The organism is Micromonospora sp. NPDC023869, assembly GCF_055559695.1.
On the sequence record NZ_JBVHKD010000002.1, the window covers coordinates 1,004,109 to 1,016,832 of the forward strand.

General features: G+C 69.5%; 12 protein-coding genes. 4 read left to right on the top strand and 8 right to left on the bottom strand.

Translation table 11 applies throughout. The features are described from left to right. The first annotated feature begins 107 nt into the window (after nt 1–107). Together ACZ31C_RS10375 and leuA are read left to right on the top strand one after the other, a co-directional pair. On the top strand, nt 108–656 hold the full coding sequence (locus ACZ31C_RS10375; RefSeq protein WP_396751445.1) for a nitroreductase family protein: 549 nt from the start codon (nt 108–110) through the stop codon (nt 654–656). A gap of 240 nt (nt 657–896) precedes the next feature. Beyond that, nucleotides 897–2,654, top strand: a complete 1,758-nt coding sequence (leuA, locus tag ACZ31C_RS10380) for a 2-isopropylmalate synthase (protein WP_465794954.1) — start codon at nt 897–899, stop codon at nt 2,652–2,654. Nucleotides 2,655–2,721: 67 nt separating this feature from the next. On the opposite strand, the gene ACZ31C_RS10385 is transcribed toward leuA, so the two are convergent. After that, nucleotides 2,722–4,218 carry an MFS transporter gene (locus tag ACZ31C_RS10385; protein ID WP_465794955.1) on the bottom strand — a complete coding sequence of 499 codons (1,497 nt, stop codon included), beginning with the start codon at nt 4,216–4,218 and terminating at the stop codon, nt 2,722–2,724. Nucleotides 4,219–4,326: 108 nt separating this feature from the next. On the opposite strand from ACZ31C_RS10385, the gene ACZ31C_RS10390 reads away from it, so the two are divergent. Together ACZ31C_RS10390 and ACZ31C_RS10395 are read left to right on the top strand one after the other, a co-directional pair. Next, nucleotides 4,327–4,989, top strand: coding sequence for an HNH endonuclease family protein (locus ACZ31C_RS10390; protein ID WP_131053464.1), 663 nt, complete (start codon nt 4,327–4,329; stop codon nt 4,987–4,989). Beyond that, complete coding sequence (locus ACZ31C_RS10395; protein ID WP_449953048.1) at nt 4,971–5,417, top strand: hypothetical protein; 447 nt, start codon at nt 4,971–4,973, stop codon at nt 5,415–5,417. Before ACZ31C_RS10390 ends, ACZ31C_RS10395 begins: the two co-directional genes overlap by 19 nt. 79 nt (nt 5,418–5,496) lie before the next feature. Here the strand turns inward: ACZ31C_RS10395 and ACZ31C_RS10400 are convergent, their stop codons facing one another. From ACZ31C_RS10400 to ACZ31C_RS10430, 7 genes are all read right to left on the bottom strand, one after another. Continuing rightward, a complete protein-coding gene (locus ACZ31C_RS10400) occupies nt 5,497–6,600 on the bottom strand; it encodes an ABC transporter ATP-binding protein (RefSeq protein ID WP_465794956.1) in 1,104 nt (367 codons plus the stop codon). After that, nucleotides 6,597–7,799 (bottom strand): ABC transporter ATP-binding protein, encoded by a 1,203-nt coding sequence (locus ACZ31C_RS10405; protein WP_465794957.1) that lies wholly within the window; start codon nt 7,797–7,799, stop codon nt 6,597–6,599. The genes ACZ31C_RS10400 and ACZ31C_RS10405 overlap by 4 nt, the downstream gene beginning before the upstream one ends. An 11-nt stretch (nt 7,800–7,810) precedes the next feature. Then, complete coding sequence (locus tag ACZ31C_RS10410) at nt 7,811–8,773, bottom strand: ABC transporter permease (protein ID WP_350698735.1); 963 nt, start codon at nt 8,771–8,773, stop codon at nt 7,811–7,813. Continuing rightward, nucleotides 8,770–9,774, bottom strand: a complete 1,005-nt coding sequence (locus ACZ31C_RS10415) for an ABC transporter permease (RefSeq protein WP_117227296.1) — start codon at nt 9,772–9,774, stop codon at nt 8,770–8,772. The genes ACZ31C_RS10410 and ACZ31C_RS10415 overlap by 4 nt, the downstream gene beginning before the upstream one ends. 78 nt (nt 9,775–9,852) lie before the next feature. Continuing rightward, on the bottom strand, nt 9,853–11,514 hold the full coding sequence (locus tag ACZ31C_RS10420; RefSeq protein WP_465794958.1) for an ABC transporter substrate-binding protein: 1,662 nt from the start codon (nt 11,512–11,514) through the stop codon (nt 9,853–9,855). A gap of 260 nt (nt 11,515–11,774) precedes the next feature. Then, the gene (gene recR, locus ACZ31C_RS10425; protein WP_465794959.1) at nt 11,775–12,368 is read right to left on the bottom strand and encodes a recombination mediator RecR; all 594 of its coding nucleotides are present in this window, start codon (nt 12,366–12,368) and stop codon (nt 11,775–11,777) included. Between the two features lie 8 nt (nt 12,369–12,376). Further along, nucleotides 12,377–12,685 (bottom strand): YbaB/EbfC family nucleoid-associated protein, encoded by a 309-nt coding sequence (locus ACZ31C_RS10430; RefSeq protein ID WP_350698740.1) that lies wholly within the window; start codon nt 12,683–12,685, stop codon nt 12,377–12,379. Nucleotides 12,686–12,724: the final 39 nt, after the last annotated feature.

Here is a 12,724-nt window from a genome sequence, read left to right on the forward strand (position 1 = left end):
AGGCCCCATCGGCAACGTCCGGCCGGCCGTCCCGTTACGGGTGTCGTTTCCCACATTCGGCGGCCCCGACATAACCGCCAAATGCCTCATACGGGACGCTTCTACGCATGACCGACCTCACCCCCGTGCTGGCCTTCCGCTGGAGCCCCCGGTCCTTCGACCCGGTGACGGAACTGCCCCGGGCCGAGGCGGCCGCCCTGCTGGAAGCCGCCCGGTGGGCACCGTCGGTCGACAACCGGCAGCCGTGGCGGTTCGCCCTCGGACACCGCGACGACCAGACCTTCAAGCGGATCCTGGTCAACCTGGCACCGGCCGAGCAGCGGTGGGCCGGACGCGCCGCCGCCCTGGTGCTCGGCGCGTACCGACGGACCGAGCAGGCGTACGCCGCGTACGACCTGGGGCAGGCGGTGGCCCACCTGAGCGTGCAGGCAACCGCGCTGGGACTGCACGTACGCCAGGTGACCGATTTCGACCGGGCCGGGCTGATCGCCGACCTGGACCTCCCCGGCGAGGTGCGACCGTACGTGGTGGTCGCGGTCGGCCAACTCGGCGATCCGTTGAGCCTTCCGGCCGACCTGCTGGCCGACGAGACCGCTCTACGCCACCGTCGCCCACTCTCCGAACTCGTCCTGAGCTGCGGCGAGGCCGTCGACTGAGCGGTTAGGCGCAATTTCCATCTCACACTCCGGACGGGTCTTTCCCACACCACGTCCCATCACGTAGGGTCACCCTGTCATGTGGCAGGCGTACCTCCTCCTTGGTCGCCGCGACGAGGCCTGACGGCCGGCACCTCGTCGCGGAGTCGAACCGCGCCGCCAGCACAGTCCCGGATCTTTCGCTCGGCATCCCTGCCGACCCCCGTCGCTGACGACACATGACCCCAGGAGAAATCCGCCATGGCTCACCCAGCCGGCACCACCGACGTTGACTCCGATGCCATCGCCCGGCAACGTCCCAGCCAGATGCCGCACCGCCGCTACCAGCCCTACCAGCAGCAGTTCCGCATCGACCTGCCGGACCGCACCTGGCCGACCCGGCACGTCGAGACCGCACCGCGCTGGTGCGCGGTCGACCTGCGCGACGGCAACCAGGCGCTGATCGACCCGATGTCGCCGGAGCGCAAGCGCCGGATGTTCCAGCTCCTGGTCCAGATGGGCTACAAGGAGATCGAGGTCGGGTTCCCGTCGGCCAGCCAGACCGACTACGAGTTCGTCCGGCAGCTCATCGAGCAGGACATGATCCCCGCCGACGTCACCATCCAGGTGCTGACGCAGTGCCGGGAGCACCTGATCGACCGGACCTTCGAGGCGCTGCGCGGCGCGCGCCGGGCGATCGTGCACTTCTACAACTCCACCTCCACGCTGCAACGACGGGTGGTCTTCGGGCTGGACCGCGACGGCATCGCCGACATCGCCACCACCGGCGCCCGGCTCTGCCAGAAGTACGCGGAGATCCACACGCCGGACACGGAGATCCACTACGAGTACTCGCCGGAGTCGTACACCGGCACCGAGCTGGAGTACGCGCTGGAGGTCTGTGCCAAGGTCATCGAGGTCGTCGACCCCACGCCGGACCGCAAGCTGATCGTCAACCTGCCCGCCACGGTCGAGATGGCCATGCCCAACGTGTACGCCGACTCGATCGAGTGGATGCACCGGCACCTGCCCCGCCGCGAGAGCCTGGTGCTCAGCCTGCACCCGCACAACGACCGGGGCACCGGCGTCGCCGCCGCCGAGCTGGGCCTGCTGGCCGGCGCGGACCGGATCGAGGGGTGCCTGTTCGGCAACGGCGAGCGCACCGGCAACGTCGACCTGGTGACGCTGGGCCTGAACCTCTTCTCCCAGGGCATCGACCCGATGATCGACTTCTCTGACATCGACGAGGTCAAGCGGGCCGTCGAGTACTGCAACCAACTGCCCGTGCACGAGCGCCACCCGTACGCCGGTGACCTGGTCTACACCGCCTTCTCCGGCTCCCACCAGGACGCCATCAACAAGGGCTTCGCCGCGCTGAACGCCGACGCGGCGGCGGCCGGCGTACCCGTCGACGAATTCACCTGGGCGGTGCCGTACCTGCCGATCGACCCGAAGGACCTGGGTCGCAGCTACGAGGCGGTGATCCGGGTCAACTCGCAGTCCGGCAAGGGCGGCGTCGCGTACATCATGAAGACCGAGCACCAGTTGGACTTGCCCCGACGGCTCCAGATCGAGTTCTCCGGCGTGGTGCAGCAGGTCACCGACCACGACGGTGGCGAGGTCGGCCCGGACACCATGTGGCAGATCTTCGCCACGCAGTACCTGCTCGACCACCAGAGCGACCCGGCGGTGACGCTGACCGAGTACGCCATCGGCAGCGCCGACGGCAAGGTCGAGATCACCGCGCAGGTTGGTGTGGGCGGCCAGGCCCGCTCGGTGACCGCGATCGGCAACGGCCCGATCGACGCGTACGTCAACGCGCTCGGCTCGGCCGGGGTGAGCGTACGGGTGCTCGACTACCACGAGCACGCGCTCTCCTCCGGCGGTGACGCGCAGGCGGCCGCGTACGTGGAGTGCGAGGTGGACGGGCGGACGGTCTGGGGCGTCGGCATGGACGCGAACATCGTCACCGCCTCCGTCAAGGCGGTCACCAGCGCCGTCAACCGCGCCCGTCGCTGACCGGCCGGCTGCAATGTAAGGAGGGGTCCCCTGCTAACGCCTCGTGCATAGCAGGGGACCCCTCCTTTCACCTGTCCCGGGCGGCCGAGTCGTCCGGGGTGGAGACGGGCATGGAGTGGCAGGGTTGTGCGGGCGGTGGTCGGCGGTTCGGACGGCGTACCAGCAGGGCGGCGATGACCGCACCGGCCACCAGCAGGCCGGCGCACCAGAGCAGCGCGCCCCGGTAGGCGGCGGTGAGTTCGGCGGGCTGCTCGTAGCCTGTGCCGCTGAGCCCGACCAGCAGCGGCAACGCGGCTACCGCCAGCAGACCGCCCACCCTGGATGCGGCGTTGTTGAAGCCGCTGGCCACCCCGGCGAAGCGGTCCGCCACGGCGGCCAGCACGGACGCGGTCAACGGCGCCACCACCAGGGTCAGCCCGGCACCGAACAGCACCACCCCGGGCAGCACCTGCCGCCAGTACGACGCACCCGCGTCCACCTCCCGCAGCATCAGCAGCCCGACGGCGGCCAGCACCGGGCCGACGGCCAGCGGCAGCCTCGGCCCGATCTTCGCCGACAACGCTCCGGCCTTCGGCGAGCCGACCAGCAGCAGCACCGTCATCGGCAGCAGGGCCAGGCCGGTGAGCAGCGCCGACCAGCCGACCACGTTCTGCAGGTAGACGGCGAAAAAGAACGTGAACCCGCCGAGTGCGGCGTACACCAGCACGGTGAAGACGTTCAGCACCGAGAAGAGTCGACTGCCGAACAGCCCGGTGGGCAGCATCGCGGTCTCGCCGCGACGGCGCTCCACGAGCACGAACGCCAGCGCGGCCAGCACCGCGACCAGGGCCGACACCAGCACGGCAGGTGAGCTGATCCCGCGACCCGGCGCGTCGACGAGCGCGTACGTGACCCCGGCCAGTGCCACCGCGCCGAGCAGCGCACCGGCCACGTCGAAGCGTCGACGCCCGCCCCGGCTACGCGAGGCGCTCTCGTCCCGGCTCTCCGGCACCCAGCGCAGCGCGGCCAGCACCACCAGCACGGCCAGCGGCAGGTTCAGGAAGAAGATCCACCGCCAGGAGAGCGCGTCGATCAGCCATCCGCCGATGAACGGGCCGAGTGCGGTGGAGACGCCGGAGAGCCCGGACCACGCCCCGATCACCTTGCCCCGGTCGTCCGGGTGGAAGCTGGCCTGGAGCAGCGACAGCGAGCCGGGGGTGAGCAGCGCGCCGCCGGCACCCTGGAGGAACCGCGCGGCCACCAACCAGTCGGTACGCAGTGCCAGCCCGCACAGCACCGAGGCGGCGGTGAACCAGACCACGCCCAGCAGGAAGATCCGCCGTCGCCCGAAGCGGTCGCCGAGCGCCCCGCCGAGCAGCACGAACGCGGCCAACGTGAGCAGATAGCCGTTGACCGTCCACTGTAGTCCCGCCACCGAGGCGCCCAGCTCCGCGCCGAGTCGGGGCAGGGCCACGTTGACCACGGTGGTGTCCAGGAAGACCATGCCGGAGGCGAGGACGGCGGCGGCCAGCGTGCCTCGGCCGGCGTGCGACTTCAGCCGGAGTGCGGGCGCGGTGTCGGGCATGACTACCAATGTGCCGTGCGCCATACGTGAGACACCACGAATCGCCGAAACTGGGCCCGGGTACTGTGCGGGATCGCCGAAAGCCCGCAAGCTGGAGAGGTGTCGTCTGTGCGTACCAGATCAGGACCTCGCGCCCTGGGGGCGCTCGCGCTCGTCGCGGCGCTGACCCTAGGCGCGGCCGGTTGCGTCGAGTTGGTGGAGCCGGAGGTGTCGCCCACCAGCGGTGACGGTGGCACCGCCACCCAGATGCTCTCCGAACTGACCGTCGCCGAAGCCAACCCGATGCGCGGCTACAGCCGCAACCGTTTCTCGCACTGGCGCAAGACCGGCCAGAACTGCGACGTCCGTGACACCGTCCTGGAACGCGACGGCAAGGACATCCAGCACTCCGGGTGCAACGTGGTGGGTGGCAACTGGGAGAGCGTGTACGACGGACGGACCTTCACCGACCCGTCCAGCGTGGACATCGACCACATGGTCCCGCTCGCCAACGCGTGGCGCTCCGGCGCGGACGAGTGGGAGGACTCGAAGCGTAGTGATTTCGCGAACGACCTCGACCGGCCGCAGCTCTTCGCGGTTTCGGCCTCCTCCAACCGGGCAAAGGGTGATCAGGATCCGTCCCAGTGGAAACCGCCAAACCGGTCATACTGGTGCCAGTATGCCGGCGACTGGGTGGCGGTGAAGCACCACTGGAAGCTCACGATCACCAGTGCTGAGAAGGCCGCGCTGGCCGACATGTTGGAGGGCTGCACATGGGAGAGCAAGCCGTAACCGGAGCCGGCGGCACCCCGGCACCCGAACGGACGCCCGACGCGGGCGGAGACGACGCCGCGGCGGCCGGCGGCAGCCCGGGCCCGGCAACCGCCGGGATGACCGCCGACGGCGCGGCTGCGGGTGAGGTGGAGGTACCCGGTGCCGGGATGACCGCCGACGCCGGTGGTGCCACCGGTCCGCAGAGTCGGACCACGGACATCGTGCCCGGACCGGGCGGGGTGATGACCGACGAGGTCGGCGTGGTCACCGGGGAGTTGACCCTGCGCACCGACCTCGCCGACGGCCGGGTCACCCTCCACGTGCAGTACAAGGACGCCGACGAGTGGTACGCGGTCACCGGCGGCAGCGCCGCGCTGGCCGACGCGGCCGGGCTGGACGCGGTGCACAGCATCGCGGTCGGCCTGCTGAACCGTCCCGAGGGCTGATCCTGGTTGCACCCGGATGTAAGGAGGGGTCCCTTTCTAACGCCTGCGGCATAGAAAGGGACCCCTGCTAACAGCTCAGCTAGACGAACGTGCCCGGCTCGCTGGGTGCGGAGACCACGCCGGGCTCCTCGCCCTCGCCCTCCGGGCGGACGATCTCCGCACTCACCTTGTGCGGCCGCATCTCGCCGCTGGCGATCTGCTCGGCGAAGTGACAGGCGACCCGACTGCCGCCGATCTCCCGCAGCACCGGCCGCTCGTCGGCGCACCGGGTCGGCTGCGCCCACGGGCACCGGGTGTGGAAGCGGCAACCCGACGGCGGGTTGGCCGGCGACGGCAGGTCACCGGAGAGCAGGATCCGCTCCCGGCGGTCCTCGACGTCCGGGTCCGGCACCGGCACCGCCGACATCAGCGCCCGGGTGTACGGGTGCAGCGGCTCGGTGTAGAGCCGGTCGCTGGGCGCCTCCTCGACCAGGCCGCCCAGGTACATCACCCCGACGGTATCGGAGATGTGCCGCACCACCGCCAGGTCGTGCGCGATCACCAGATAGGTGAGGCCGAGGCTGTCCTGCAACTCGTCGAGCAGGTTGATCACCTGCGCCTGGATCGACACGTCCAGGGCGGAGACCGGCTCGTCGGCGACGATCAGCTCCGGCCCGAGCACCAGCGCGCGAGCGATGCCGATGCGCTGTCGCTGACCGCCGGAGAACTCGTGCGGGTAGCGGGACAACGCCCAACGGGGCAGGCCCACCTTGTCCAGCGTCTCGCCGATGATCTTCCTGCGGCCGTCTCGGTCGCCACCGATGCCGTGCGTCTGCAGGCCCTCGGTGAGGATGGACTCGACGTTCTGCCTCGGGTCGAGGCTGGACATCGGGTCCTGGAAGATCATCTGCATCCGTCGCCGCATGGTCCGCAGCCTGCGCGGCGCCAGCGTGGTCAACTCCACCCCGTCGAAGCGCACCTCACCTGCGGTGGGCGGGTTGAGCTGGAGCAGCGCCCGGCCGAGCGTGGACTTGCCGCAGCCCGACTCACCGACCAGGCCGTACGTCTTGCCGCGCGAGATGCTCAGGTCGACGCCGTCGACCGCCTTGACGTGGCCGACCGTCCGGTCGAACAGCACCCCCCGCTTGATCGGGAAATGCACCTTGAGGTCCCGCACCTCGACGAGGACGTCGCTCTCGGTCATGACTTCTCCTCCTCGCGCGGCGCGGGCACCTGGCCGGTACCCGACGCCTCGACGGGCGCGGCCGCCTCGGCGACCGACGGTGCCTCGGCGACCGCCGCAGTCCCGGCGGACGCCCGGGCCTCGGCAGACGGCTCGACCTCGGCGGACGACGGTGCCTCGGCGGACGACGGTGCCTCGGCGGACGACGGTGCGGCTTCGGCGGACGGCGTAGCCGGCGTGGGGTCCGGCAACGGGGCCGGGTTGACGCAACGGTAGCTGCGGCCGGCGTGGGTGAGCACCAGCTCCGGCGGCTGGCCGACGCAGGCGTCCACCCGACGGGTGCAGCGCGGCGCGAAGGCGCAGCCCTCGGGCCAGGGCAGCAGGTCACGCACCGAACCGGGGATCGGCGTGAGCCGCTCGCCGCGCCCGGCGTCCAGGCGCGGCACGGAGCCGAGCAGCCCCACCGTGTACGGGTGCCGGGGCTCGCGGAACAGCGGACGCCGCCGGGCGGTCTCGACCACCCGGCCGCCGTAGAGCACGTTGATCGTGTCGCACATGCCGGCGACCACGCCCAGGTCGTGCGTGATCATCACCAGCGCGGTGTCGGAGTCTCGGACCAGGTCCTTGAGCAGTTCGAGGATCTGCGCCTGGATGGTCACGTCGAGCGCCGTGGTGGGCTCGTCGGCGATCAGCAGCCGGGGCTGACAGGCCACCGCCATCGCGATCAACGCGCGCTGCCGCATCCCGCCGGAGAGCTGGTGCGGGTACTCCTTGAGCCGCCGGGTGGGGTCGGGGATGCCGACCCGGTCCAGCAGTGCGGCGGCCTCCTTCGCCGCGGCGGCGCCCTTCATCCCCCGGTGCCGGGTCAGCACCTCGGTGACCTGGAGTCCGATTGGTACGACCGGGTTCAGGGACGACAGCGGGTCCTGGAAGATCATCGCGACATCGCGGCCCCGGATGTCCCGCCGCGACCGGTCGTCGAGCTGGAGCAGATCCGTGCCGTCGAACACCGCCTTGCCGCCGACCCGCAGGCCGGGTTGCTTGGGCAGCAGGCCCATGATGGCCAGCGAGGTCACCGACTTGCCGCAGCCGGACTCACCGACCAGGCCGACCACCTGACCGGCGTCGACCGAGAAGGACACCCCGTCGACGGCGTGCACGGCGCGCTGACCGCGCCGGGCAAAGGTGACGGAGAGGTCGTCCACTTCGAGTAGTGCCATTACGAACCCTCCTACTTCCGCAGCTTCGGATCGAGGGCCTCGCGCATCGCCTCACCGAGCAGGGTGAATCCCAGGGCGGTGATGATGATGGCGACCGCCGGATAGATGGCCAGCTCCGGCCGTACTCCGAGGTACTGCTGCGCGTCGGCCAGCATGACGCCCCACTCGGGGGTGGCCGAGTCGGGGTTGCCGAGCCCGAGGAAGGAGAGCGCGGCGGCCTCGATGATCGCGGTGGCCAGGGTCAGCGTCGCCTGGACGATGACCGGGGCGAGCGAGTTGGGGAGTACGTGGGTCAGCGCGATCTTCGACTTGCGTACGCCGAGCGAGGTGGCGGCGAGGACGTAGTCGCTGTTCGACTGCACGATCATCGAGCCGCGCAGCAGCCGGGCGAAGACCGGCACCGAGACCATGCCGACCGCGATCATCACGGTGGTCAGGCTCCGGCCGAGCAGGGCGGCGATGCTGACCGCGAGCAGCAGGCTGGGCAGCGCCAGCAGCATGTCGATGAACCGCATCAGGACGCTGTCGATCCAGCGCCCCCAGCGGCCCCCCAGGCCGGCGGCGGCACCCGCGACGCCGCCGATCAGCGCGCCGACGGCCAGACCGATCAGGGTGGCCACCACGCCGACCAGCAGGGTCTGCCGGGCGCCCACCACCATCCGGCTGAACACGTCCCGACCCTGGTGGTCGTAGCCGAACCAGTGCTCGCTGGACGGGCCGGGGATGGTGCCCGGTCGGATCACGCCTTCGCGGATGCCCATCGTGTCCGTCGGGCCGTACGGCACCAGGAACGGGCCGATCAGCGCCACCAGCACGAAGATGGCCAGGATGACCGCGCCGATGATGGCCGCCGGGTTGCGCCGCAGCCGCCGGAAGGCGTCCTGCCACAGGCTGACGCCCCGCTCCTCCTCGCGCGCGGCGAGTTCGGCGAGCCGGTCGATCTTCTCGCGCTTCTTGCCACTGATGATCGTCATCGGACCCTCACCCTCGGGTCGATCAGGCTGTACGAGAGGTCCACGATCAGGTTCACCAGCACGTACACCACCGCAATGATCATGATGAAGCCCATCAGGACCGGATAGTCGCGCTGGTTGATGGCCTCGGCGAGGAAGGCGCCGATCCCGCTGAACGCGAAGACGGTCTCGGTGAGCACCGCGCCGGAGAGCAGACCGCCGGTGAGCAGACCGATCGAGGTCACCACCGGGAGCATCGCGTTACGCAGCACGTGCCGGCGGCGTACGACGTTCTCGGTCAGGCCCTTGGCCTCGGCCGTACGCACGAAGTCCTCGTTGAGCACCTCCAACACGCTGGCCCGGGTGATCCGGACGATGATCGCCAGGGGGATGCTGGCCAGCGCGAGCCCGGGCAGGACCAGATGCCACAGCGCGTCGGCGGCGGCGTCCCACTCCCGGGTCATCAGCCCGTCCAGCACGAAGAAGTTGGTGATCCGGGTGGCGCCGATCGTCGGGTCCTGCCGTCCGCTGGAGGGGAACCAGCCGAGGTTCTCCGAGAAGATCGCCTTCAGCACGTACGCCAGGAAGAAGACCGGGATGCAGATACCGATCAGCGACCCGCCGACGGAGGCGTGGTCGAGGAAGCGGCCGCGTCGGCGGGCGGCCAGGTAGCCCAGTGGGATACCGATGCCGATCGCGATCACCATCGCGGTGACGGTCAGCTCGACGGTGCCAGGGAAGCGCTGGAGGAACTCGGTGGTGACCTCGCGCTTGGTGGAGATCGACGTACCCAGGTCCAGGCGGACCATCCGCCGCACGAACCGGCCGTACTGGATCAGGATCGGCTCGTCGAGGCCGAGATTGCGGCGGATCGCGGCGCGCATCTCGGGTGTGCCCCGCTCGCCGAGGATGGCGGTCTCGGGGCCACCGGGCAACCGCCGGAGCCAGATGAACAACAGGATGGAGAGCCCGAACAGCGTGGGTATCAGCTGCAGGAGGCGTCTGACGATGAACCGGAACACGGCGGCCTCGAAGGGTGTGCTGAGGGTAGCGGGCGGGCGCTGTGGTACAGCGCCCGCCCGCGTTCTATATGCGTCAGATCAGGACTTGAACTCGGCGGTGGAGAACCGCTCGTCGGTGAGCGGGCTCGCCTTGACCCCGGTCACGTCCTTGCCGAACACGATGGCCGGCGGTGCGTGCGAGATCGGCACACCGGGCAGGAAGTTCATGATGTCGGCGTTGATCTCCTTGTAGAGCGCCACCTTGGCCGCCTGGTCCGCGGTGGTGTCCGCCTGCTTGAACTTCTCGAACAGCGCGGGGTTGTTGAAGCCCCACTCGTCCTTCTGCCGGTCGAAGAACGTACCGATGAAGTTGTAACCGTCGCCGTAGTCACCGGTCCAGCCGAGGAAGTGCAGGTCGTGCGCGGAGCCGGAGGTGGTGGCGTTGAGGTAGTCCGGGCTCCACTTCAGCGGGATCGGCTCAATCTTGATGCCGGCCGCCTGGAGGTCCGCCGAGACCAGCTCGAACAGGTCCTTCGGGTTCGGCATGTAGGGCCGGGTGACCTCGGTCGGGTAGTGGAACCGCAGGGTCAGGTCCGACGCGCCGGCCTCGGCCAGCAGCGACTTGGCCTTGTCGACGTCGTAGTCGTACTTGGTGACGTCGCCGTTCCAGCCCTCGACGGTCTCGGGGAAGAAGTTCACCGCGACCTGGGCGCCCGGGGGCAGCTTCGAGTCGACCAGCGCCTGGCGGTTGATCGCGTGCGCCAGCGCCTGCCGGACCTTGAGGTCGGCCAGCTTCGGGTTCCCCTTCTGGTTGATCGCCAGGTAGAGGATGTTGAAGGCCGGACGGGTCAGGACATTGAAGCCCTCGCCCTTGAGCGGCTCGACGTCGGCCGGTCCGACCAGGTCGTAGCCCTGGATGTCACCGGAACGCAGCGCCTGCTTACGAGCGTTCTCGTCCGAGATGGTGCGGAAGATCAGGCTCTTGAGCTTGGCCTTGTCGCCCCAGTAGTCCTCGTTGCGCTCCAGGGTCAGCGTCTTGTTCGGGACGTCCCAGGACTTGAACTTGAACGGACCGGTACCGGTCGGGTGCTCGGTCGCGTACGCCGGGTACTTGATGTCGTCCGCGCTGCCCGTGACGTTGCTGGCGTCGTGCTCCTGCAGCGCCTTCGGGCTGTGGATCGAGAAGGACGGCAGCATCAGGGCGGCCGGGATCTTGCTGGAGACCCGGGTAAAGGCCAGGCTGACCGTGGTCGCGTCGGTGGCGGTGCAGGACTTGAAGAGGCTCTCCGGGAGAGTGTCGTCCTCGTTGGCGGCGAAGCCACCCATGATGTCCTGCCAGTACGCCGTCACGTCCGGGCTCTGCATGAGGCCCTTGGCGTTGTACCAACGGTCGAAGTTCGTGCAGACGGCCTCGGCGTTGAAGTCGGTGCCGTCGTGGAACTTCACGCCGGAACGCAGCTTGAACGTCCACGTCGTACCCGCCGCGTCGGGCTCCCAGGACTCGGCGAGGCCGGGGCTGACCTTGGTGCCGCCCTCCTCCGGGCGGACCAGCGTCTCGAAGACCTGACGCGCCACACGCAGCGACTCACCGTCGCTGGCGAAGCTGGGGTCGAGCACCTTCGGGTCTCCGGCGACGCCGAAGACGAGGGTCTCGTTGCTACTACCGCTGGAACCTTCGCGATCGCTTTCGGCACAGCCTGCTACCGCGAGGGCCGCGGCCGCCACAGCCGCGATAGCGACCTTCGGCCTGGATGCACGCATGGGTGCTTCACCTCGTCCTTGGGGTTACGGACAACGTGGTGACAGGGTCACCGATGGCGGTGACCATAGCTCCCACTTCGACCGCCGGGAAACGGCGCGCGAAGCTCTTGGTACCGGATCGTGTCCTTAGTGACCGGCCACCAGCAGACACACTCAGAGGCTATGCGACAAAAGGGGCCAATCAACCCATACAATCGATATCAATCTGTTACGTGGTCGGGTGAGCCGCCGCCGCTGGTGTCACACCCACCCGCCCTCGGTCAGACCGCGCGGCGGCCCTCGAAAGCACGGCCCAAGGTGATCTCGTCGGCGTACTCCAGGTCGCCGCCGACCGGGAGGCCACTGGCCAACCTGGTCACCGAGATCCCCATCGGCTTGACCATGAGGGCGAGGTAGGTCGCGGTCGCCTCGCCCTCGGTGTTCGGGTCGGTGGCCAGGATCAACTCACGGACCTCGCCGCCGCTCAGCCGAGCCAGCAGCTCCCGGATACGCAGGTTGTCCGGCCCGATGCCCTCCAGCGGATTGATCGCCCCGCCGAGCACGTGGTACCGCCCCCGGAACTCACCGGTCCGTTCGATCGCGACGACGTCCTTCGGCTCCTCCACCACGCAGATCACCTCGTTGCCGCGACGCGGATCACGGCAGATCCGGCACTGCTCCGACTCGGCGACGTTGTAGCAGGTGGTGCAGAAGCGCACCAGGTCCTTGACCTTGCGCAGCGCTCCGGCCAGCCGGTTCACGTCGGCCGGATCCGCCGACAGGATGTGGAAGGCGATCCGCTGGGCGCTCTTCGGGCCCACACCCGGCAAGCGCCCCAGCTCGTCGATCAGATCCTGGATGGCACCCTCATACATCGGGTGGCTCAGAACCCGGGCAGGCCGAGGCCGCCCATCCCACCCGCGACCGGGCCCATCTTCTGGTCGGTCAGCTCACGGGCCGCCGCGGTGGCGTTGTGCAGCGCCGCGAGGACCAGGTCCTCCAGGGTCTCCACGTCCTCCGGGTCGACCGCCTTCGGGTCGATCTTGATGCTCTTGATCTCACCGGCACCGGACACGGTCGCGGTGACCAGACCACCACCGGCGGTGCCGGTCACCTCGGCCTCGGCCAACTCGGCCTGCGCCTTGGCGATCTGCTGCTGCATCTTCTGCGCCTGCTTCAGCATCTGCTGCATGTTCGGCTGTCCACCAGGCCGCACGATCGCTCCCTCGAC

What these genes read in the sequence shown, in the direction of transcription:
- ACZ31C_RS10375 (WP_396751445.1), top strand. Translation starts at nt 108, where the DNA reads ATGACCGACCTCACCCCCGTGCTGGCCTTCCGCTGGAGCCCCCGGTCC.
- leuA (WP_465794954.1), top strand. Translation starts at nt 897, where the DNA reads ATGGCTCACCCAGCCGGCACCACCGACGTTGACTCCGATGCCATCGCC.
- ACZ31C_RS10385 (WP_465794955.1), bottom strand. Translation starts at nt 4,218, where the DNA reads ATGCCCGACACCGCGCCCGCACTCCGGCTGAAGTCGCACGCCGGCCGA.
- ACZ31C_RS10395 (WP_449953048.1), top strand. Translation starts at nt 4,971, where the DNA reads ATGGGAGAGCAAGCCGTAACCGGAGCCGGCGGCACCCCGGCACCCGAA.
- ACZ31C_RS10400 (WP_465794956.1), bottom strand. Translation starts at nt 6,600, where the DNA reads ATGACCGAGAGCGACGTCCTCGTCGAGGTGCGGGACCTCAAGGTGCAT.
- ACZ31C_RS10405 (WP_465794957.1), bottom strand. Translation starts at nt 7,799, where the DNA reads ATGGCACTACTCGAAGTGGACGACCTCTCCGTCACCTTTGCCCGGCGC.
- ACZ31C_RS10410 (WP_350698735.1), bottom strand. Translation starts at nt 8,773, where the DNA reads ATGACGATCATCAGTGGCAAGAAGCGCGAGAAGATCGACCGGCTCGCC.
- ACZ31C_RS10420 (WP_465794958.1), bottom strand. Translation starts at nt 11,514, where the DNA reads ATGCGTGCATCCAGGCCGAAGGTCGCTATCGCGGCTGTGGCGGCCGCG.
- recR (WP_465794959.1), bottom strand. Translation starts at nt 12,368, where the DNA reads ATGTATGAGGGTGCCATCCAGGATCTGATCGACGAGCTGGGGCGCTTG.
- ACZ31C_RS10430 (WP_350698740.1), bottom strand. Translation starts at nt 12,685, where the DNA reads ATGCAGCAGATGCTGAAGCAGGCGCAGAAGATGCAGCAGCAGATCGCC.